The sequence below is a fragment of the Pseudomonas sp. PAMC 25886 genome, from assembly GCF_000242655.1.
In the GTDB taxonomy this organism is placed as follows: domain Bacteria; phylum Pseudomonadota; class Gammaproteobacteria; order Pseudomonadales; family Pseudomonadaceae; genus Aquipseudomonas.
Genome location: NZ_AHHC01000061.1, coordinates 1 through 21,146, shown reverse-complemented (window position 1 = coordinate 21,146; position 21,146 = coordinate 1). Strand labels below are relative to the sequence as shown.

The window sequence follows — 21,146 nt, the reverse complement described above, 5'->3', positions numbered from 1 at the left end:
CGCTAAGGCTCGGTGTTCCCTCACTCCGGCGCTGCTCCGCGGGCCGCCGCGATGGGCCATCCTTGGCCCAGCGCGGCTAAACCGGCGTCCTGCCGGTTTACCCGCTCCGCACCACCTGCGTTCGGCCTCGGGCTTATTGGGGCAGTCAGAGCCAGATCAAGATCAAAAGCAAGAGCACAGCGGCCTACCGGCGTTTTTCAAGGTAGTTGTCGCGTTCACCGTCGTACTACGCGGCTTTTATTACCACTGTCAGCTCCCTTTCAGGGTTCAGATACACCGTCCCGATAGGGTTCCAGTTGCGTGTCTCACCTGACCATCTTTCCGGTCTTCTCTCTCTGGCTTGCCTGTATACCGCCTCTCGGCGAGCCAAGATTTCCCGGTCTTTCCCTTCGTGACGTTGAGCGGGTGTCACGAAGCGGATCCGACTATGACGGTGCACGGTGTTGTACCAGGTCATAAAATTCCTTACCCAGATACGCGCCTCATCCAGGCTGGAAAACCCGTCCTGCGGCCACTGCGGGCAGTATTTCAGCGTTCTGAACAACGATTCCGAGTACGGGTTGTCGTTACTGACCCGTGGTCTACCGCGAGACGGCGTGATGCCCAAGTCGTACATCTTGGTTAGTAGCGTTAACGATTTCATCGGCGCACCGTTGTCCGAGTGAAGCACCAACGGCTGGAGCCAGCACTTTTCCTGAGTCACGCTTCGTTGCAGCAACGCGGCTGCTTTTTCACCGCTTTCTGCTTCGTAAACTTCCCAACCCACCGCCTTCCGGCTGTAGATATCCTCGATCAGATAGAGGTAGTAAAACTTTCCGCGAACCGGTGACGGCAAGTAAGTGATGTCCCATGACCACACTTGATTGCCGGCGGTCGCCGCATAAGTCGTGGGCGCCTCATGACGATGCGGCCGCTTGGCACGCGAGCGATGTTGCTGCTGACCTGCCGCGTGCAGTACGCGATAAAATGTCGCCTCCGAGGCCATGTAACGCCCCTCGTCAGCCAGCTGTGGCACGATTTGGCTCGGCGGCAGATGCGCATAGGTTTTGCTGTTGCACAGCGTCACGATACTTTGCCGTTCAAGCTCACTGAGTGCGTTGTTCGGCATCCGCCTGAGCGTCGTCGTGCGCCCATCCGCCAAGATTTCTTCCGGCAAATTCCAGCGTTGCAGTGTCCTCAGTGAAAGGTCTACCTCATGACAAGCAGGCGCCCTGCGGGCGCCCGCCAGGATGGCTTCATTGAGCCAACCAACGAGTAAATACCGTTCTGGCCACAAGGTCAGTTGTCCTCGTCGTCGCTCCCCCAGTAGGCATTGAGCTTTTTTCTCAGCACCAGTAACGCCGCCGTCTCGGCCAGCGCCGCATCCTTGCGGCGTAGTTCGCGCTCAAGCTCACGGATCCTTTTTTTATCATCCCGTGACTGCCCTGAACTCGCCGTTTTCGCAGCTGGTTTTTGGGTGCTACTGGCGATAAACGCATTACGCCAATCGGTAATCTGCTCGGGAAAAATACCTTTCCTTCGGCAATATTCACCGATCTCCAGTTCCGACAGCGAACCTGTCTCTATGATGACCGCCAGTTTGGATTCGGCTGACCAATTTTCGGCGGGTTGTTTAGCGTCGGACAATTGCGTTCCTCTGGCAGCAGCTTGTTTGCGCCAATAATGGAGAGACATATCGCTGCAACCTTCGCGGCGAGCGACCTCCGCTGCTGAAAGGCTCAGGGGCGGAAGCATCATTTTCAGCAGTGCGACTGCCACGTTCATCTGAGTAGAAAGGCATGACCATACTCTTGCCGCCCCCGAAATGTGTTCAAAAAGCGGTGGACGCGACAACTACCCTGACACCGGGGGGCCGCTGTGTTCTTGATCTGCTTTTGATCTTGATCTTAGGCGCCCCGTTAAACCACGCTGGCCGAACGCAGGTAGTACGGAGCGGGTAAACCGGCAGGACGCCGGTTTAGCCGCGACGGGGCAGGGACGCCCCGTCGCGGCGGCCCGCGGAGTAGTACCGGAGTGAGGGCACACCGAGCCTAGGCGAGGTGCCGAGTGGTGGGGCAAGAGCCTTTTGGTTACTTTTGGGCTCCTTTCAAAAGTGACCCGCTGTAAGAGCGGAACCCATACCAACCGTTACAAAAATAACGGATATGTACACCCCAGCCCCCCCAACCCCCCACATTGCACCCACGCCCCAGAGCCGATAGTCTTGCAAACTGTTACCAACAACCCAATGCCCCAGCACTCCCGGGATCATTGGGTAAAAGGAGAGGTTTGTGAACATCGGACAGTTCGCCTTTCAACGCCAGGTTGAAACTCTATACGTCGACCACAACGGCTGGCTACGCACCGTATTGCGACGCAAGCTGGGCAACGCGTTCGACGCCGCCGACCTGGCCCACGACGTCTACCTGCAACTCATGCGCAAGGGCCAACTGCCGCCTACCGGCGAGTCCCGGCGTCATCTCACCCAGATCGCCAACGGCCTGGTCATCGACCTCTACCGGCGCCGCCAGATCGAATCCGCCTACCTGCAAGCCCTGGCCCTCTTGCCCGAACCCTCGGCACCGGACGAAGAAACCCGAGCCCTGGCCATCGAGGCCCTCATCGAAATCGACGCCGCCCTGCACAGCCTGCCACCCAAGGCGCGCCAGGCGCTGTTGCTGTGCAAGCTCGACGGCCTGAGCTACCGCGAGATCGCCGCCGAGTTACAGGTCTCCGTCTCGTCGGTGGAAAAATACATCGCCGCCGGCCTGATGGCCTGCTACCAGACCCTGCACGGCTGACCCGCCGCGATGTCGACCGAGCAGCCCATCTCCCCGGATATCATCGCACGCGCCACCGCCTGGATGGCGCGCCTCTGGGCCGACGACGCGAGTGAGGCGGACCACGCCAACTGCCTGAGCTGGCGTGCCGAACACCCCCATCACGAACTGGCCTGGACACGCCTGCTGGGCTTCGAGCAAAAACTTCACAGCGTGCCCGCCTCGGTAGCCAAACGCAGCCTGGCCGAACCCGACGCCCCTGACGCCCTCAATCGTCGGAGCACCCTGCGGCTGCTCGGCCTGCTGGTCGCGGCGGGTGGCCTTACCTACGGCGTGCGCCGCACCGACGCCTGGCAACTGGCAAGCGCCGGCCATAGCACGGCCACTGGCGAAGTTCGCGAAGTCGCATTGCCCGACGGCACCCGCGTGGTGCTGGCGTCCGCCTCGGCGATTGACGTGCAGTTCGACGACCATCAGCGCCTGGTGCAGCTGCGGGCCGGCGAGGTGTTCATCACTACCGCGCCGTCACCCCGGCCGTTTCGGGTACAGACGCGCCAGGGCGTGCTTCAGGCCCTGGGCACACGTTTCAGCGTGCGCCAATGCGATGACAGCTGCCAGGTGGCGGTGCTGGAGGGCGCCGTGCACGTCCAGCCCGCGCACGGCGCCGGTGTGCTGGTGGAGGCCGGCCAGGGCACGACGATCTCCAGAGACCAGGTACACCCCGTCACGCAGGTGACTGACCGCAACGTCGCCTGGGTCAAGGGCCTGCTGGTGGCCGACGCTACGCGGCTTGATGAACTGGTCGCCGAGCTGGCGCGCTATCGCCCCGGTGTACTGCGTTGCGCGCCGGAGGTGGCAATGCTGCGGGTCAGCGGGGTGTTGCACCTGGACAATACCGACCTGGCGCTGGACAACCTCGCCGCCGCGTTGCCGATACGCGTGGTGCGGCGGACGCGCTACTGGGTGACCGTCAGCGCCCCTGCCTGAATATTTTTTGCCTGTTCGATTGAGGGTTTTGGCCGCTCGTTCGGAAGACAAGGTAAGGGCGAGCACAGGCTCATTCAGTCAGGGAGACTTCATGAGTAACAAGGACAGGGCTGCGGCCAAACCCGGGGGGCGGGGCGCGGTCTCGCAGGTGTTGAGGCCGGTACACGGGCGATTGGTCGCTGCGGCGCTGCTGGCCGGTGTGGGTAGCATGCTGACGCTGGTGCCGCTGGGCGGCATTGTGCATATCGCGAGGATCGCCCTCGGCGGGCCGTCGATGGCCCAGACCTCGAGTGAGGTGTGGTTGACGATCGGCGTCAGCCTGGCGAGCCTGTTCACGGGCATGCTGCTGCTGACGCTTGCCGAGACCATTGCGCACCTGGCTGACAATCACCTCACTCGCCACCTGCGGCTGGCGATCGCCCAGCGACTGAGCCAGGTGCCGCTGGGCTGGTTCACCGAGCGGGCGTCCGGCGAGGTCAAGCAGGCGATGCAGGACGATATCGGCATCCTGCATGGCCTCACGGCGCATTTCTACACCACCGTGGGCCGTTGCGCCGGGGCCGTGCTGCTGTCGACGGTCTATCTGTTCACGGTGGACTGGCGCATGGCGCTGGTCTCGCTGCTGCCGTTTCCGGGGTTTTTCCTGTTTTTTGCCAGGGCGATGAACGCCAGCGGCAGCCACATGCAGGCCTTTGTCGAGCGCATGACCCGGGTCAATAACGCGGTGGTCGAGTTCGTCAACGGCATTCCCGTGGTCAAGGCTTTCGGCGCCACCGGCAAGGCCCATGCGGGTTACCGGGAGGCAGTGGATGATTTCAGCGAAGCCTTTGTTGCGTTCACCCGGCCGCTGGTAGGGACGATGGCCAACGCCAACGCGATGATCGCCCCGGTGACGGTGCTCGCGGTGGTGCTGACGTTCGGCATGCTGTTTGTCAGCCTTGGCTGGATCAGCGCCGTGGAGGTGCTGCCGTTTGCCCTGGTTGCGCCGGGCATTTGCGCGCCGCTGATGCTGCTGAGTTACATCGCTCACGAACTGGACAACGCCGCCGGTGCTGCCCAGCGTGTGCAGGCACTGCTGGCGACGCCGGTGCTGGCGCAGGTGGAACCGGGTTCCGAGCGGCTGCCCAAGGACGCCGAGGTGCGTGTCGAAAACCTAGGCTACGCCTATCACCCACAGACCCCGGCACTTTCCGGCATCAGCTTTACCCTCAAGCCCGGCACGGTGACGGCCATTGTCGGGGCCTCGGGTTCGGGCAAGTCGACCCTGGCGCGCCTGTTGCTGCGCTTTTTCGACCCGACCGAAGGGCGTATCACCCTGGGGGGCGTCGACCTGCGGCAGGTCGAGGCCTCGCAGCTCTACAGCCTGATCGGTTTTGTGCTGCAAGAGGTGCGGCTGGTCCACGCCAGCGTGGCCGAGAACATCGCCCTCGGCCGGCCCAGCGCCAGCCAGAAGGAAATCGAGGCGGCCGCGCGGGCGGCGAATATTCATGAGTGCATCATCGGTTTGCCCCGGGGCTACGCCTCGGTGATCGGCGAGGACGCGCAACTGTCCGGTGGCGAGCAGCAGCGCATCAGCATCGCCCGCGCCGTATTGCTGGCGCCGCCGGTGCTGGTGCTGGATGAGCCCACGGCCGCCGCCGATGCCGGGAACGAGGTCGCGATCCAGGAGGCGCTGTCACGCTTTGCCCAGGGCCGCACGCTGCTGGTGATCGCCCATCGCCTCGATACCGTGATGCACGCCGACCACATCATCGTGCTGGAAAACGGCCGCATCGTTGAACAGGGCACCCACCCTCGACTGATCGCGCAGGAGGGCCGCTATGCGCGCCTGTGGGCGTCGGGCGGTTACAAACAGACCCGGGAACAGGCGCTGCCGACATGCTGAAAACCTTTATCGAACTGCTGGGCGACGAGGGCCCGGTGTTCCGTCGTTACGTTGGGAAGGTGGTGTTCTACGGCGCGCTGTGCGGGCTGACCCTCGCCGCGCTGGTACCGGTGCTGACCGATATGCTCAACGGTGACCTAGCCGAGGCCGCGTTGTGGCTGGTGGTGTTCCTCGCCGCGGTGGTCACGTGTTGGGCCACCCGCCGGGAAGTCGAGAAGGCCGGCGTGGCGGTCGGCGTAGCGGTGCTGCAAGGCGGGCGTCAGCGCATCGGCGACCACGTGGCCGGCTTGCCTGTCGGCTGGTTTACCCCCGATAACACGGCGCGGCTCAACCAGGTGGTGACCCAAGGCATGATGGCCGTGGCCCAGCTTCCCGCCCATGTCTTTACCCCGGTGCTCAGCGGCGTGGTGACGCCGTTTGTGCTGGTGCTGGCGTTGTGTGTGCTGCACTGGAAGCTGGGATTGATCGCGGTATTGGCGCTGCCGATTCTCGGCGCAGCGTTTTGGTTCAGCGCGCGGCTGGGCCGGCGTGCCGACCGGGCGTTCCAACGCAGCTCGGCGCAGACCAGCCAGCGCATGCTGGAATTCGCCCAGTCGCAGTCGGTGTTGCGCGCATTCAGTGGCAGCGGCAGTGCGGTGTTCCTGCAACGGGCGATTGAACAGCAACACGCAACCGGGGCGCGCCTGATCCTGCTGTCCGCGACGTCGGTGCTGCTGAATATGTGGCTGGTGCAAGGGGTGTTTGCGGCCTTGTTGATCACTGCCGCATTGTGGCTTGACGCCTACCTGGGGAACGCCTTGCACGTGGGCTCGGTGATTGCGGTGATGGTGTCGCTGTTGCTGGTCAGCCGCTTCATTGACCCGCTGCTGGAGGTGGCCGGCTATGGCGAGACCCTGCGCAGCGCCGGGGTGCAGCTTGAGGCGGTACGGGAGATCCTGGCCGCATCACCGCTGCAGGAACCGGGCGCACCGCACTCTCCACGGGACGCCTCGGTGGAATTGTTCGACGTCAGCTTCCGCCACCCGGGCGGTCCTCGGGACGTGCTGCGCGGGGTAAACCTGCGGATAGAGCCTGGCAGCATGACCGCGCTGGTGGGCGCTTCGGGCTCCGGCAAGACCACGCTGCTGCGGCTGGTCGCGCGGTTTTTCGAAGTCAGCCAAGGGCAAGTATGTGTGGGTGGCGTGGACGTGCGGCAGATGTCCGGCGAGCAACTCAACGCGCAGATCAGTCAGATTTTCCAGGACACGTACCTGTTCCAGGGCAGCGTCGCCGACAACATTCGCCTCGGCAAGCCCGACGCCAGCGATGCGCAAGTGCTGGAGGCCGCGCGGCAGGCCGGTGTGCAGTCGATTATCGAGCGCCTGCCCATGGGGCTTTCCACCCGTGTCGGCGAGGGCGGGGCGCGCCTGTCCGGCGGCGAGCGCCAGCGCATCGCGATCGCCCGTGCGTTGATCAAGGGTGCGCCGATCCTGCTGGTGGACGAAGCCACGGCGGCCCTGGACGCCGAGAACCAGGCGGTGATCGCCGACACCCTTGCACGCTTGCGCGGTACGTGCACGTTGATCGTGATTGCGCATCAGTTGTCGACGGTGGTGATGGCTGACCAGATTGTGGTGCTGGATGAAGGGCGGGTGGTAGAGCAGGGCACGCCTGAACAGTTGACGGCGCGACAGGGGCGCTATGCCCGGTTCCTTGCGCAGCGGCGAGCGTCGAAGGGCTGGCGTATTGCCTAGTGGACCCGCCAGGACGGCGGGTCCGACGGGGAGGGTCAGAGCTTCGGCAGTTGCCCGATGCGGCCCATCATTTCAGTGACGATCTGCAGGTCCAGCAAGAACTGGTCGACGGTCTTGAACTCGTTGTCGGTATGGCCGGTGTACTTGACCTCCGGCCGTGCCAGGCCGAACTGCACGCCATTCGGTAGCTCATGCACCGAGGTTGCGCCGGCCGATGTGCCGTACTTGTGCTCCATGCCCAGGTTTTCGCTGGCCACCGCCAACAGTGCCTTGACCCACTCGCCCTCAGGGTTGCGGTACATCGGTTCGGCGATGGAGTAGTCGAAGCTCACGGCCACGTGGTTCTTCTGGGCCCAGGCGGCCAGTTTGTCAGCGATTTCAGCCTTGAGCGCTTCCGGCGACTTACCCTTCGGCACGCGCAGGTTGACGGCCAGTTTGAAGGTGTTGTCATCCTCGCCCACATAGGTCAACGACGTGGTCAGCGGCCCCATGAACGCATCGGAGAAACCGACGCCCAGCTTGCCGCCCAGGTAATCCAGGCCCCAGTTATTGGCGGCATAATGCGCCGCGTCGGTGAACTGGTTGTGCTTGAGCGCCACCTTGCCGTCGAGGCTATTGAGGAAGTCGAGCACCCTGGCCACCGGGTTCACCCCGGACTCCGGCTCGGAGGAGTGGGCGGACACGCCGGTGACGGTCAACTGAACGTCTTTGCCGACCACCTTGGCCGCCACTTCGAAGTCGCCGCCGTTGCGCTTGGCGTACTCGCTGCCGGCCTTTTGCAGGCTGGCGGCCAGTTCGGCGGGCTTGTCAGTGAGCAATGTCACCACCGACGCCGAAGGAATCTGATTGGTGGCCTTGCCGCCGGTCATCGAGATGATTTCTGCGCCTTTGCCTTCAGCCTTGCGCTTGGGAAACTTGGCCATGACCGTACCGTAGCCTTTCTCGGCGATCACCACCGGGTAGCCGCCATCCAGCGCCAGGTTGTAGTTAGGCGTTGGGTTATGTTCGAAATAGTACGGGATCGCATCGCCGGAGGTTTCCTCGGTGGTGTCCACCAGCAGCTTGAAATTGCGTGCCAGCGGCAGCTTCTCTTCCTTGATCACCTTCATCGCGTACATCGCCACCACGATGCCGTTCTTATCATCCTCGGTGCCACGGCCATACATGCGGTCGCCGATCAGCGTGACCTTGAACGGATCGAGCTTGGTGCCATCTTTCAGTACCCAGTTTTCCGGGGTTACCGGCACCACGTCGGCGTGGGCGTGGATGCCGACGACTTCATCGCCGCTGCCTTCCAGGGAAATCTCGTAGACACGGTTGTCGATGTTGCGGAAGTTCAGGTTGAACGACTCGGCCAGGCTTTTGATCTTGGCGGCGATTTTGGTGAACTCGGGGTTGTCATGCTGGGCTACGCCGGCCACCTGGAAGGTCGGAATCTCCACCAGCTCGCGCAGGGTTTCGGTGGCGGCGGCGCCGTACTTCACCCGCGCATAGAGGCCCAGCAGGCGATGGATTTCGTTCTGCTGGTCGGCGGTCAGGTTCTTGTTGTCGAGGAAGGCACTGATGGCCGGGCCGAGGTTGTCGCTCTTGGCCACATCGCTCTTGGCCAGGCTGGCGAGGAACTGCCGGAAATCCTTGACCGAAGCATCGCTGAAGGTCTTCAGGATGATCGCGTTCTGTTGTGGCGTGAGGTTGGCTTGAGCCTGGGTGGTAAACACCGAAAGACTGGCGGCCATCAGGGTGGCTACGGCCAGTTGCTTGAGGGAAAAGTCCATTGCTGAGGGCATTCCTTTGCAGGGAGTGAGTGAGAAATGTCTGATCGAAAGGTCAGAAACAATTTCACACACTACCATCGGGAGGTTGGGGTAGGGGAGCCCCCGTTGTTGGAATTTTCCTACGCAAACGAAGAGGCGGCGAATCTGCGGGATCTCTAAGCCGCCGTCTTTCGCTTAATGGCTATTCGCCAGTCCATCAGCCCTTCAACTCCGCCAACTGCTTCCAGTCAATCGAAAACCGCGCCAGGTATTTGCGCAAGCGGTCGGCATCGTTCGGTTGCGCCTTGGCTTGTCGGGAGACGCCGAACAGGCGCCTTCCCGCATCGGAAATACTGTCGGACTGGCGGCAGATTTCGATCACGGCGTTGAGTTGCAACTGGTCGAACAGGTCCAGTTCGGTATCGACGCCCAGGCGTGACAGCCAATCGTTTTGCGGCGACTCCACGCCCCAGGCGTAGCGCAGTCGATCGATTTCTTCCTGGGTCTGGCTTTCGTCGATGCGCCCGCTGTCCGCCAGGGTGGCCATGCGCGTGATGGACGCCGACAGTTCGCGAAAGTTGCCCAGCCACGCCGCTTCGCTGGAGCAGGCAAAGGCGAGGTAACGCCGGCGTGCTTCCAGGTTGAAGCGCACCACCTGGCCTTGTTCGCGTGCATGGCGCTCCAGTTCGAAGTCGATGTTGGGCTCGATGTCTTCGCGGCGCCCGGCCAGGCCCGGCAGGTCGAAGGTCCAGAGGTTGATCCGGGCGTACAGGTCTTCGCGGAACAGCCCTTCGGCGACGCGGCCGCGCAGGTCGCGGTGGGTGCCGGCGATGATCAGGAAGTCGCTGGTGACTTCCTGGTCTCCGCCGAGGGGGAAGAAGCGTTTTTCTTCGACGGCCTTGAGCAGCATTGCCTGTTCGTCGAGCCCCAGTTCGCCAATCTCATCCAGGAACAACATGCCGCCATCCGCCGCGCGCAGCAAGCCATCGCGAGCGTTCTGGGCGCCGGTGAAGGCGCCTTTGATATGGCCGAACAGCGCCGACATCGCGCCATCGCCGCGCAAGGTGGCGCAGTTCACTTCGACAAAGCGCCCCTGGACTTGATGCCGGCTGCGCTTGAGTTCGTAGATGCGCCGCGCGAGGAATGACTTGCCGGCACCTGTTGGGCCGATCAGGAGCATCGGCGCTTTGGAGCGTACGGCCACACGTTCGATTTGTTCGATGGAGCGATTGAAGGCCGGGTTGCGGGTGGCGATTCCGGATTTGAGGAAGGCCAGGCTTTCCAGGCGCTTGTGGGCGAAGCGCGATGCGATACGGTCGTAGCGTGACAGGTCGAGGTCGATCAGGGCATGGGTGCCGGTGGCGCGCTCTTCTTCGTTGCGACGGCGAGCCGGGGAGGTCTGGATCAAGCGGGCGGGCAGATAGCGCGCTTCCGTCAGCAGGAACCAGCAGATTTGCGCGACGTGGGTGCCGGTCGTGATGTGGACCAGGTAGTCCTCGTGGTCGGTATCGAAGTGGTATGCGGCGGTGAAGTCGTGCAACGCGCCGTACACCTCCTCGAAATCCCAGGGGTTCTTCAGGTGCATCGGGTGCAGCCGCACCTCGGTTTCCGGCGATACCTGCTGGATGTCGTCGCGGACTCGCTGAGCCAGGCTGACGTCGCGGGCATCGATGCCGTGAATCAGTTCGAGGCGATTAATCAGTACCTCTTGCTGCTGGCAGAGGCCCACGCTGGGACGCCAATGGTTCCAGCGGTTGGCACCTTTGCCGACCCGGTCGAGGGTTGAGCCGATAAAACCGATGGCAACGGTGCGTTTTTGACTCATGGTGATACCAAAATATATATGACGATATGTAAGGATAAGTAATTTGTGATGCGAATGTCACCGCTGCTGAGCGGTGAAATGACCATAATTAAAAATAACTATATAAAACAAATAGATAAAAAAATTTTACGTTCAAAAAATAGAACTGGCATGGCGGCTGCAATAACTCTCGCAACGAAACACACAACAGAGCGAGACGCCACGATGGCCAACTCCCAAGTCTTCAACACCCAGCAGGCGAAACTGCCTGCATGCGACACCTTGAACGCTACACAGGTACCGGCTTATGCCTATAGTGCCAAGCACAAACTGGCCCAGTTGGCAGTCACCGGTTGCTTGAACCAGACCTTCCACGCCTCAGCTGAAAGCCAGCTGGACAGCGTATTGCAACTGGCCGGCGAGCTGGACAGTCGTTATGTCGCCAAGGTCGCGTGTTATGCCCGCCGCCAGGGCCACATGAAAGACATGCCGGCGTTGCTGTTGGCTGCATTGGTGGCCCAGCGTTCGGTGATGGTGCCGCAGGTGTTCGAGCAGGTCGTGGACAGCGGCAAGATGTTGCGCAACTTCGTGCAAATCCTGCGCAGCGGAGTGACCGGACGAAAATCCCTGGGTTCGCAGCCCAAACGCCTGGTACAGAACTGGTTGAACACCGCGACGGAGCGTCAGTTGTTGCAAGCCTCGGTGGGGAATCAACCATCGTTGGCGGATGTGGTGAAAATGGTTCACCCCAAGCCCACTGAACCATGGCGTGAAGCGTTCTTCGCCTGGTTGATCGGGCGGCCAGTGGATGTACAGGCCTTGCCGGAGTTGACCCGGGCTTTGCTCGCCTTTCGTAGTGGTTCAAGCACCGAAGTACCGGCGGTACCGTTCCAGTTGCTTGGAAACGAGAAGCTCAGCAAGGAACAGTGGGCTGCCCAGGCCGATAACATGGGCTGGCAGGCGCTGCGCATGAACCTCAACACCTTTGCCCGCCAGGGCGCATTCGAGGTGCCAGGGTTTGCATGGCAAGTGGCAGCGCGATTGGCTGATGCAGAGGCGATCGCCAAGGCGCGGGTGTACCCGTACCAGCTGCTGGCGGCGTATCGGATGGCGGGAGATGACGTACCTGCGCGTGTGCGGGAGGCCTTGCAGGATGCTCTTGAGTTGTCCCTGGCCAACGTGCCGGTGCTGCAGGGTTCGGTAGTGGTTTGCCCTGATGTGTCGGGCTCGATGCACAGCCCGGTGACCGGTTACCGCGAGGGCGCCACGAGCACTGTGCGTTGCATCGATGTGGCGGCCTTGATTGGCGCCGCGATCTTGCGCAAGCAGCCGGACGCACGCTTGATGCCGTTTGAAAATCATGTGGTGGATATCCGGCTCAACCCGCGTGACAGTGTGATGAGCAATGCGAAGAAACTGGCAGCCATCGGCGGAGGCGGGACCAACTGTTCGGCGCCGCTGGCCAAGATAGCCGGCGCCAAAATGAAAGTGGACACGGTGATACTGGTGTCCGACAACGAGTCGTGGATTGACGCAAGGCGCCAGCGCGGTACCGAAACCATGCGCCAATGGGAGCTGATCAAACAGATCAACCCGCAAGCACGGTTGGTGTGTATCGATATGCAGCCGGGCGCGACGACGCAGGCGGCGGACCGCCAGGACATTTTGAATGTAGGAGGCTTCAGTGATGCGGTATTTGATGTGATCGCACAGTTCGCCGAAGGGCGCTACGGTGCGCAACATTGGGTACGGGCGATTGAAGCAATGGAAGTTTGATTTCACTGGCGCTGAATGCCGACGGGACTACATCAAAAGACGTCTCGTCAACCCTTGTCAGCGTCAGTGACGGCACGAATGCCTGTGGCTGTACATCTCTGGTAAGCCGGTATGTTCCGGCGCTCAGTCACACTTTTTGTCGTGCCACCTTTTTACGATTTTGGCAGTGAATGCCACGGGTACTCCTTCGTGTCGCAGGTTCGATTCCTGCCCCGGCAACGGGTAGCTCAGTTGGTAGAGCAGCGTATCCGTGATCCCTTGTCACTGCCTACGGGCCTGGCCCATTTCTTCAAGGACTACGCCGCCTGAGTGTGGCGAATGGAAAAGAGTCGAGAACATGCAAGCACCTACTTTTCAACTGCTGGAAGTTGCCAACGGCAAGCCCATCAAACTCTGGACCCAAGGAGTGCCGGTGGAGCCGGAAGCTCGCCAGCAATTGATGAACACGGCGAAGATGCCGTTCATTTTCAAGCACCTTGCGGTGATGCCGGATGTGCATCTGGGCAAGGGCTCCACCATTGGCAGCGTGATACCCACCGTGGGTGCGATTATCCCGGCCGCCGTTGGCGTGGATATAGGCTGCGGCATGATCGCCGCGCGCACCTCGCTGACTGCCGCTGACCTGCCGGATAACCTCCATGGTCTGCGTTGCGCGATTGAAGCGGCGGTGCCCCATGGTCGCACCAGCGGGCGCAACGGGCGTGACAAGGGTGCCTGGGACAGTGTTCCGCAGCAGGCCGATGTTGCTTGGGCGGCATTGCATCCACGGTTCAAGACGATCACCGACAAGTACCCGAAGCTGCTGAAAACCAACAACCGCCAACACCTCGGGACGTTGGGCTCGGGTAACCACTTTGTCGAAGTCTGCCTGGATGAAGCCGACCGGGTCTGGTTCATGTTGCACAGCGGTTCCCGTGGTGTCGGCAATGCCATCGGCAACCTGTTTATCCAGTTGGCTCAAGAGGACATGCGTCAGCACATCGCCAACTTGCCGGATCGGGACCTGGCGTATTTCGAAGAGGGCAGTGAGCACTTCGATGATTATGTTGAAGCGGTTGGCTGGGCCCAGGACTTCGCCCGGCAGAACCGTGAGCTGATGATGCAGGCGGTGGTTCAGGCGACACGCAAGGTGATCCACAAACCGTTTGAAGTGGCGCTGGAGGCGGTGAACTGCCACCACAACTACGTGCAAAAAGAGCGGCATTTCGGCGAAGACATTCTGGTTACCCGCAAGGGTGCGGTATCGGCCAAGAAGGGTGAGTTGGGGATTATTCCGGGCTCGATGGGCGCAAAAAGTTTCATCGTGCGCGGGCTGGGTAACGAAGAGTCGTTCTGTTCCTGCAGCCATGGTGCCGGCCGGACCATGAGCCGCACCAAGGCTAAAAACACCTTCACGGTGGCCGATCAGGTGCGCGCAACGGCCCACGTGGAATGCCGCAAGGACGCCGCGGTAATCGATGAGATTCCGATGGCCTACAAGGACATCGACCAAGTGATGCATGCCCAGCGCGAGCTGGTGGAAGTGCTGCACACGTTGCGTCAGGTGGTATGCGTAAAAGGGTAAGACAATGAACAGCATGCAGGCGTTGGAGCGTTATCGGGCACTGGATCTCAAGCGTGCTGATGACGCTCAGAGGTATGTGCGGGAAGCTCTGGCCACCCAGGACGTAAAGGAAGCCTGGCTCACCCTTAGCAGGTTCGGTAATGGGTATGTCCGGGAAATAGCGGTTCGCGCGCTGGCTGGGTACGCCTCGCAGCAAGCCCTGGAGGCACTGCTGGAGCGCCTGAATGATTGGGTGCCGCAGGTTCGCGAGCAAGCGGTGCTGGGGGTTGAACGCTTCCTTGTAGAGGAACGTGCCGAGTTGTGGTTGCAGGTATTGGGCGCGGTACTGGCGTTGGCAGGAAAGGGCCGTGCTGACCACGACCTGACATTGTCCAAGGTACGCCGTTTGTTGGTGGCGCAGCAGGTGCGGCCGGCTGCGCAAGCCGCCTTTGTTGGCAGCCGTGGCAAGACGGCACGGTTTCTCTTTGAGCTGCTGCAGGATGGCTCACAGGAGTTGGTGGAGTTGGCGCTGGAGCATGCCGATGTGTCGGTTCGCCAGCGGGGCGTTGATGCCAGTGCTGGTCTGCCGGCAGCTCAGGCGTTGCCTTTGCTCGAAAAGGCGATGAGCGACTCTGCCGCCAGCGTACGGGTCATGGTGCTGCGCAGGTTGCTGACGTTGCTCCAGGACCCGCGCGAATACCTGCGCAATGCACTGCTGGAGGCGTCGCCGGCTATGCGCTCGCTGGCAAGATGGGCAGCCCATCGCTGGCAGCTGGATTGTCGTGAAGTGCTGTTGGCGCGGCTGAGTGCAGAACCTGCGCAGACTCGTCGCGAATGGCTGGGACTGATCGGGCTGGTCAAGGACCTGAACGAGGTCTCGGTTGACGAGATGATAGTGCCGGCTTTCATGTCGCCATCGCCGCATGTTCGGCAGTTGGTGCTTGAAGCGCTGGGTGATCGCGGCCTGGCGTTGCAACTCCGGGCCCTCGACGACTCCTCGGCGAAGGTCTTCAGATGTGCAGTGGCGCTCCTGAACCAGCAGTCGTGGGCGGTTATCGATGGCGCGGTGGAGGCGCTGCTGGATAGTCAGTGGTACGCGTTGCCGGACGATCGTCGGCGAGCACTGTTAGGGCTCAAGCCGCTATGGAGGCAGCTTGAGTACTTGCTGGAGCGTTTTGCGCGGTCGTCGAGTGATTCGGCCTACTGGCTGGAGAGGGTGAGCGCCTGGTGTGATGAGCAATACACCCTGGTCGATCCGCAAACGCCCAAGGCAGTACGCGATGCCTTGTTGATGCAGGTCCAGCAATTAGAGGGCGGTGAGTTGCTGCCTCCTGGGACTTCAAGACGGCTGCACTGAAAGAAACGCTGGAGCACTACGCATAAGGAATGGATATGAGCCAGGATGTGATCGAGTTGGACGGCGCCATGGGCGGCGGCCAAGTGTTGCGCAGCGGCCTGAGCCTGTCGATGGTGACCGGGCGTACGCTGCGGATTAAAAATATTCGCGCCAGGCGCAGTCGGCCAGGGCTGTTGCGTCAGCACTTGACGGCAGTGCTGGCCGCCGCCGAGGTATGTGGCGCGCGGGTCGAAGGTGCTGAACTGGGTTCCCAGGCGTTGCTGTTCGAGCCGGGGCGGATCCAGGGTGGGGACTATACGTTCTCGATCGGTACGGCCGGCAGTTGCACCCTGGTATTGCAGACGTTGCTGCCGGCATTGCTGCTGGCTCTGCAGCCCAGCCGTGTCAGCATTTGCGGCGGCACCCACAACCCGATGGCGCCTCCGGTGGATTTCCTTGAGCGTGCGTGGCTACCGCAGCTGCGGCGGATGGGCGCCCGGGTCGAGCTGACGCTGGTGCGTCATGGCTTTGTACCGGCTGGCGGTGGCGAGCTTGTGGCATTTATACATCCAGGTGCATTGATGCCATTGCACCTCACTGAGCGGGGTGAATTGAAGGGCGCCTGTGCCACCGCGTTGAGTGCCGGGCTGCCCGTTCACGTCGCCGAGCGCGAGCTGGAACGTGTTCGTCAGCGGTTGTCCATCAGCCCGGAGCAGTTGTGCGCGGTGAATCTTGATCCGGAGCACGGGCCGGGCAATGTCCTGTTGTTGGAATATGCTCATGCGCACGTCACCGAAGTGTTCAGTGCCTTTGGCCAGGCGCGATTGCGAGCAGCGGCGGTAGCCGACCAGGCTATCGAGCAGGCGCTCGAGTGGCTTGCCAGTGAAGCGGTCGTTGCCGAGCATCTGGCCGACCAGCTATTGCTGCCGATGGCACTTGCCGGCGGCGGCAGTTTCACCACGCTGCGGATGACCGAGCACTTGCAGAGCAACATGGCGGTGATCCAGCGGTTTTTGCCGGTGGTTATTGAATGCCACGATCACGGCCCTCAATTGCTGAGGATTGAATGCCGGGCGCTGTAGCCCGGCAAACGGGACCGCTCGCTAAGCGCTGAGCCGCGACCGTCCGTCTTCTGTCTGCTAATCTGCCGTCGTTGAAATCTCGACCGCCACCCGTGGACCTCTCAATGACAACGTCAACCGATCAGCACCTCGAACCCCAATCCGTCTGCAGCCCGATCACCAGCAGCGCCATTTTCATGGTCGCGACCCTGGCTCCCGGCAGCGATTCAGCCGAGGCGGTACGCAGCTGGTGTGGCGATATTGCTGGCCTGGTGCGTTCGGTCGGCAAGCGCGTTCCGGCCGGCAACCTGTCGTGTGTCGCAGGTTTTGGCTCAAAGGCGTGGGACGCGCTGTTCGGCAGCCCGCGTCCGGCGGCGTTGCATCCGTTCAAGGAAGTGGGCGTGGCCGGGCGGCTGGCACCCGCCACGCCGGGCGATATCCTGCTGCACATTCGCGCCGATCAAATGGACCTGTGTTTTGAATTGGCCACGCAGTTGATGGCCGCGCTGGGCGATGCGGTGACGGTGGTGGATGAGGTCCAGGGTTTCCGCTACTTCGACATGCGCAGCATTATCGGTTTTGTCGACGGTACCGAGAACCCGGTCGGGCGCAAGGCGGTGGGTTTCACCATTGTCGGTGATGAGGACCCGGCGTTCAGCGGCGGCAGCTATGTGCTGGTACAGAAGTACCTGCACAACATGCAGGCCTGGAACGCATTGTCGGTCGAGGCGCAGGAGCGGGTGATCGGGCGCACGAAGCTGTCGGACATCGAACTCGACGATGCGGCCAAGCCGACCAACTCCCACAGTGCGCTGACCACCATCACCAAGGACGGCGAGGAAGTGAAGATCCTGCGGGACAACATGCCGTTTGGCCGGCCGGGTGCAGGGGAGTTTGGGACGTACTTCATTGGCTACGCGCGGTCGCCGGAGCCTTTGGAATTGATGCTGGAGAACATGTTTGTCGGTCGACCTGCCGGCAACTATGACCGCCTGCTGGACTTCAGCACGGCGGTCACCGGCGGCCTGTTCTTCATACCGTCAGCCGATTTGCTTGAAGAACTGGCCGACCGCGCACCGTAGGAGCAAGCTCGCTCCTACAGGAATCCGGTGCTCACTGCGACAATCAGGAACACCCCCAGCACCGCGCGGTAAATCACGAACGGCCAGGTGGAGAACCGCTCCAGGAATTTCATCAGGCCCCAGATCGCGAAGAACGCCGAGACGCTGGCAACCACCAGGCCGAAGATCAGATGCGGCCAGGCGTGGGCGGGCAGTTCGGCGTGGAACAATACCCACAACTCCTTCAAGCCCGCCAGGGCGATCGCCGGCAAGCCCAGCAGGAACGAAAACCGAGCGGCTTCTTCACGCTTGAAGTTGAGGAACAGGGCGGCGGTCAGGGTCGAGCCCGAGCGGGAAACCCCCGGAATCAGTGCACCAATCTGCGCAACTCCGACGATCAGTGCATCCCGCAGGCGCATTTCGCCTACGGTGCGCTTATGCCTGGCGCTGAGTTCAGCCGCCGCCAACAGCGCCGCCATCACCAGGCAGGAAATCCCGATCACCATCAGCCCGCGCAACGGCGAGTTGCACGAGTTGAGCGTCGACGACAAGGCAATCCCGGCGATACCAATCGGAATCGTCGCCAATACAATGGCCACCGCCAGCTTGAACCACTGGTTGTTGTAGTCACCCTGGCGCACTGCGCTGATGCTGCCGACCGTGACCTGGCGCACGTCCTTCCAGAAGTAACTGACCACCGCAGCCAGTGCGGCCAACTGCATCGCCGCGGAAAACGCCGAGCCGGGATCCGGCCAGCCGAGCAGGGCGGGCACGATGCGCATGTGGGCGGTGGAAGAAACGGGCAACAATTCGGTGATGCCTTGAATGATGCCCAGGAAGCCGATTTGCAGGTAATCCAGGGACGCAAAGCCGACATCGAGGCCGCTGGTGCAGACGTTTGTCAAAGTACTTATCCTGAAAACAAGGGGGGGGGGAAGTGCTGCGGAGTTTAGTCTAACTTTGTAATAGTTTTGTCGTTGACAAGAGAAAATCACGATCGGTTCAGCAAGCAGAAAGCTTGGCCGATGTATTGGCATTGCCGCTGGCTTTTGTTGACAATGGCGCCCTGTTTTTTTGCCGAGATGCCCATGCCTGCAATCCCCGATACCACCGTCGAATTGATCGAGACCGGCCCTGAACACGCCGCGCTGATCGCCAACCTCTACCAGTTCTACGCCTACGAGTCCTCGGACTGGGAACAGGAAGACGTCGAGGTGGACGGCCGCTTCTACATTCACGAAGAACACCTGGCCCGCTACTGGGAAGACCCGCAGTGGAGCGCCAACCTGCTGCTGGTCGATGGCTTTATCGCAGGCTTCCTGCTGATCGAAGGCAGCGAATTGCCGGGAATCGACGCACTGGAACTGGCCGACCTGTTCATCTTGAAACGCTATCGCCGCAAGGGCATTGGCCGCGCCATCGCCACCCAGGTGTTGAGCAGTGGCGAGGCGAATTGGCTGGTGCGGTTCTATGACCAGGATGAAGTGAGCCAGGCCTTCTGGCGGACGGTGCTGGATAACCTGCCACGCCCGGTGCAGGCCATCGAGCTGGATGATGAGCCGAACCTGCTGAGCTTCCTGGTGACCCGGGCCGCCCTGCACTAATCCGTCAGCTGAATGCTGCGCCAGCCCCTGCACTGAACAGCGCCGCCTGCATCGCCTGTGGCGGCTGGCCGAACGCCCGCAGAAATGCCTGGCGCATGCGCTCGCGATCACCGAACCCGGTCTCGCGGGCGACCACTTCCACTGGATGCCGGCTGGTCTCCATCATCGCCCGGGCGGCTTCCACCCGCAGGGACTCAATGGCTTTGGCCGGGGTTTGCCCGGTTTCCTCGCGGAACACCCGGCTGAACTGGCGCGGGCTGAGCCTGGCGACAGCCGCGAGGGCTTCGACGGAAAGGTCGTGGGTCAGGTTCTCCCGGGCGTAGGCCAGGGCCAGTTGCACGCGGTCAGATTTGGGGTCCAGTTCCAGCAGCGCTGAGAGTTGCGACTGCTCGCTGCCGCGCCGCTGGGCAATCACCAGCTTGCGCGCGATGCGCCGGGCGAGGTCGCTGCCCAGGTCGTTCTCGACCATGGCCAGTGCCAGGTCCACCCCGGCGCTCATCCCGGCGCCGGTCCAGATCTGGCCGTCGACCACAAACAGCTTGTCTTCCTCCAGCCGAATCTGCGGGTAACGCTTGCGAAAAGCCGGTGCGTGCAGCCAATGGGTGGTTGCGCGCTTGCCCTCCAGCAACCCGGCCTCGGCCAGCACGAAGATGCCCATGCACAGCGAAGCAATCCGCCGCGACTGCTTCGAGGCCGCCTGGACCAGCGTCGGCAGGCTGGCGTCAGGCAGTTGGAACTCCAGGTAACCGCTGACGATCAATGTGTCATAGCCCTCGGGGCGGATCGGCGTGCTGTTCACCGAGAAGCCCTGGGACGTCATGATCGGGCCGCCATTCTCCGACACCAGGTGAAACTCATACGCCTGCTCGCCCCGCAGCAGATTCGCGCACTCGAACACCGAGCCCAGGCTAAGGCTGAGGGATTGAAAGTTCGGGTAAACCATCAGCGCAATGCTGTGCATCTCATTTCTCCAGGGGGCGCGGAGCGGTGATTGTCGGCGTGTACCGGGTAAACGGCAACCGGCTTGGCGCAATGTCCGGAATCCTTGCGGACATGACATTGTGCGGTATTGGCCCGGCTCCTAAGCTTCACTCCATTCCAACCACATCACCCCGAGGCACTGGCACATGAAAGTATTGATGGTTTTGACTTCTCACGACCAGCTTGGCAACACCGGCCGCAAGACCGGGTTCTGGCTCGAAGAATTTGCTGCACCGTACTACGCGTTCAAGGACGCCGGGGCCGACGTGACCCTGGCCTCGCCGGCCGGTGGGCAACCGCCGCTGGACCCGGTCAGTGACCTGCCGGATTCGCAAACCGACCAGACCCGCCGCTTCGCCACCGACCCGGCGGCGCAACAGGCCCTGGCGACTACCGTGAAGCTGGAATCGGTCAACGCCGGCGACTTCGACACCGTGTTCTACCCAGGCGGCCACGGCCCGCTGTGGGACCTGGCAGAGTCGAAAACCTCCATCGCCCTGATCGAGGCCTTCGAGCGAGCCGGCAAGCCCATCGGCTTTGTCTGCCACGCCCCGGGCGCCCTGCGTCACGTCAAGGCGGTCAACGGCGGGCCGCTGGTCAAGGGCCGGCGTGTCACTGGCTTCTCCAACTCCGAAGAGGCGGCGGTTGGCCTGACCGACGTGGTGCCATTCCTGATCGAAGATGATTTCAAGGCGCTGGGCGGCAAGTACGAGAAGGGTGCCGATTGGCAGTCCTTTGTGATTGAAGATGGCCTGCTGGTCACCGGGCAGAATCCTGCCAGTTCAAGCGACGTTGCCAAAGCGCTGTTGAAGCTCACCGCGTAACCCGCTAACCCCCCCCAAAAAAAGCAAGTTGCTGGCGG

At 62.0% G+C, this 21,146-nt stretch carries 15 protein-coding genes and 1 pseudogene; 11 read left to right on the top strand and 5 right to left on the bottom strand.

What is annotated here, in order from left to right:
• Window positions 1-226: 226 nt before the first annotated feature.
• Window positions 227-1,780 (bottom strand): annotated as a pseudogene (locus MUM_RS0120610) (IS3 family transposase).
• Between the two features lie 490 nt (window positions 1,781-2,270).
• On the opposite strand from MUM_RS0120610, the gene MUM_RS0120600 reads away from it, so the two are divergent.
• The 4 genes from MUM_RS0120600 (at window position 2,271) to MUM_RS0120585 (ending at window position 7,364) form a co-directional block, all read left to right on the top strand.
• Complete coding sequence (locus MUM_RS0120600) at window positions 2,271-2,780, top strand: sigma-70 family RNA polymerase sigma factor (RefSeq protein ID WP_010173563.1); 510 nt, start codon at window positions 2,271-2,273, stop codon at window positions 2,778-2,780.
• Between the two features lie 9 nt (window positions 2,781-2,789).
• Complete coding sequence (locus MUM_RS0120595) at window positions 2,790-3,746, top strand: FecR domain-containing protein (protein ID WP_010173561.1); 957 nt, start codon at window positions 2,790-2,792, stop codon at window positions 3,744-3,746.
• Window positions 3,747-3,837: 91 nt separating this feature from the next.
• The gene (locus tag MUM_RS0120590; RefSeq protein ID WP_029616028.1) at window positions 3,838-5,631 is read left to right on the top strand and encodes an ABC transporter ATP-binding protein; all 1,794 of its coding nucleotides are present in this window, start codon (window positions 3,838-3,840) and stop codon (window positions 5,629-5,631) included.
• Complete coding sequence (locus MUM_RS0120585) at window positions 5,625-7,364, top strand: ABC transporter ATP-binding protein (protein WP_010173557.1); 1,740 nt, start codon at window positions 5,625-5,627, stop codon at window positions 7,362-7,364. Before MUM_RS0120590 ends, MUM_RS0120585 begins: the two co-directional genes overlap by 7 nt.
• Window positions 7,365-7,399: 35 nt before the next feature.
• Here MUM_RS0120585 and MUM_RS0120580 read toward each other — a convergent pair whose 3' ends face one another.
• Window positions 7,400-9,139 carry a dipeptidase gene (locus MUM_RS0120580; protein WP_010173555.1) on the bottom strand — a complete coding sequence of 580 codons (1,740 nt, stop codon included), beginning with the start codon at window positions 9,137-9,139 and terminating at the stop codon, window positions 7,400-7,402.
• Window positions 9,140-9,335: 196 nt separating this feature from the next.
• Window positions 9,336-10,943 (bottom strand): RNA repair transcriptional activator RtcR, encoded by a 1,608-nt coding sequence (rtcR, locus tag MUM_RS0120575; protein WP_010173552.1) that lies wholly within the window; start codon window positions 10,941-10,943, stop codon window positions 9,336-9,338.
• Window positions 10,944-11,147: 204 nt separating this feature from the next.
• Between rtcR and MUM_RS0120570 the strand changes: the two genes are divergently transcribed.
• From MUM_RS0120570 to MUM_RS0120550, 5 genes are all read left to right on the top strand, one after another.
• The gene (locus tag MUM_RS0120570) at window positions 11,148-12,698 is read left to right on the top strand and encodes a vWA domain-containing protein (RefSeq protein WP_010173549.1); all 1,551 of its coding nucleotides are present in this window, start codon (window positions 11,148-11,150) and stop codon (window positions 12,696-12,698) included.
• Window positions 12,699-13,035: 337 nt separating this feature from the next.
• A complete protein-coding gene (locus MUM_RS0120565) occupies window positions 13,036-14,262 on the top strand; it encodes an RtcB family protein (RefSeq protein ID WP_010173547.1) in 1,227 nt (408 codons plus the stop codon).
• Window positions 14,263-14,266: 4 nt separating this feature from the next.
• On the top strand, window positions 14,267-15,598 hold the full coding sequence (locus MUM_RS0120560) for a hypothetical protein (RefSeq protein WP_010173546.1): 1,332 nt from the start codon (window positions 14,267-14,269) through the stop codon (window positions 15,596-15,598).
• Between the two features lie 35 nt (window positions 15,599-15,633).
• Window positions 15,634-16,659 carry an RNA 3'-terminal phosphate cyclase gene (gene rtcA / locus MUM_RS0120555; protein WP_010173544.1) on the top strand — a complete coding sequence of 342 codons (1,026 nt, stop codon included), beginning with the start codon at window positions 15,634-15,636 and terminating at the stop codon, window positions 16,657-16,659.
• A gap of 104 nt (window positions 16,660-16,763) precedes the next feature.
• Window positions 16,764-17,720, top strand: coding sequence for a Dyp-type peroxidase (locus MUM_RS0120550; protein ID WP_010173542.1), 957 nt, complete (start codon window positions 16,764-16,766; stop codon window positions 17,718-17,720).
• A 14-nt stretch (window positions 17,721-17,734) separates the two neighbouring features.
• Here the strand turns inward: MUM_RS0120550 and MUM_RS0120545 are convergent, their stop codons facing one another.
• A complete protein-coding gene (locus MUM_RS0120545) occupies window positions 17,735-18,604 on the bottom strand; it encodes an undecaprenyl-diphosphate phosphatase (protein WP_010173540.1) in 870 nt (289 codons plus the stop codon).
• A gap of 192 nt (window positions 18,605-18,796) precedes the next feature.
• Here MUM_RS0120545 and MUM_RS0120540 point away from each other — a divergent pair, with 192 nt between their 5' ends.
• Window positions 18,797-19,303: a GNAT family N-acetyltransferase gene (locus MUM_RS0120540; RefSeq protein WP_029616027.1), complete on the top strand. Its 507-nt coding sequence runs from the start codon at window positions 18,797-18,799 to the stop codon at window positions 19,301-19,303.
• 4 nt (window positions 19,304-19,307) lie between these two features.
• On the opposite strand, the gene MUM_RS0120535 is transcribed toward MUM_RS0120540, so the two are convergent.
• Entirely contained in the window at window positions 19,308-20,264 is a 957-nt protein-coding gene (locus MUM_RS0120535) for a GlxA family transcriptional regulator (protein WP_010173536.1), read from the bottom strand.
• 166 nt (window positions 20,265-20,430) lie between these two features.
• On the opposite strand from MUM_RS0120535, the gene MUM_RS0120530 reads away from it, so the two are divergent.
• Entirely contained in the window at window positions 20,431-21,108 is a 678-nt protein-coding gene (locus MUM_RS0120530) for a type 1 glutamine amidotransferase domain-containing protein (protein WP_010173533.1), read from the top strand.
• The last annotated feature ends 38 nt before the right edge of the window (window positions 21,109-21,146 follow it).

Excerpts from the sequence above, each read along its gene's own strand:
- MUM_RS0120595 (WP_010173561.1), top strand. The coding sequence starts at position 2,790 with ATGTCGACCGAGCAGCCCATCTCCCCGGATATCATCGCACGCGCCACC.
- MUM_RS0120590 (WP_029616028.1), top strand. The coding sequence starts at position 3,838 with ATGAGTAACAAGGACAGGGCTGCGGCCAAACCCGGGGGGCGGGGCGCG.
- MUM_RS0120585 (WP_010173557.1), top strand. The coding sequence starts at position 5,625 with ATGCTGAAAACCTTTATCGAACTGCTGGGCGACGAGGGCCCGGTGTTC.
- MUM_RS0120580 (WP_010173555.1), bottom strand. The coding sequence starts at position 9,139 with ATGGACTTTTCCCTCAAGCAACTGGCCGTAGCCACCCTGATGGCCGCC.
- rtcR (WP_010173552.1), bottom strand. The coding sequence starts at position 10,943 with ATGAGTCAAAAACGCACCGTTGCCATCGGTTTTATCGGCTCAACCCTC.
- MUM_RS0120570 (WP_010173549.1), top strand. The coding sequence starts at position 11,148 with ATGGCCAACTCCCAAGTCTTCAACACCCAGCAGGCGAAACTGCCTGCA.
- MUM_RS0120565 (WP_010173547.1), top strand. The coding sequence starts at position 13,036 with ATGCAAGCACCTACTTTTCAACTGCTGGAAGTTGCCAACGGCAAGCCC.
- MUM_RS0120560 (WP_010173546.1), top strand. The coding sequence starts at position 14,267 with ATGAACAGCATGCAGGCGTTGGAGCGTTATCGGGCACTGGATCTCAAG.
- rtcA (WP_010173544.1), top strand. The coding sequence starts at position 15,634 with ATGAGCCAGGATGTGATCGAGTTGGACGGCGCCATGGGCGGCGGCCAA.
- MUM_RS0120550 (WP_010173542.1), top strand. The coding sequence starts at position 16,764 with ATGACAACGTCAACCGATCAGCACCTCGAACCCCAATCCGTCTGCAGC.
- MUM_RS0120535 (WP_010173536.1), bottom strand. The coding sequence starts at position 20,264 with ATGCACAGCATTGCGCTGATGGTTTACCCGAACTTTCAATCCCTCAGC.
- MUM_RS0120530 (WP_010173533.1), top strand. The coding sequence starts at position 20,431 with ATGAAAGTATTGATGGTTTTGACTTCTCACGACCAGCTTGGCAACACC.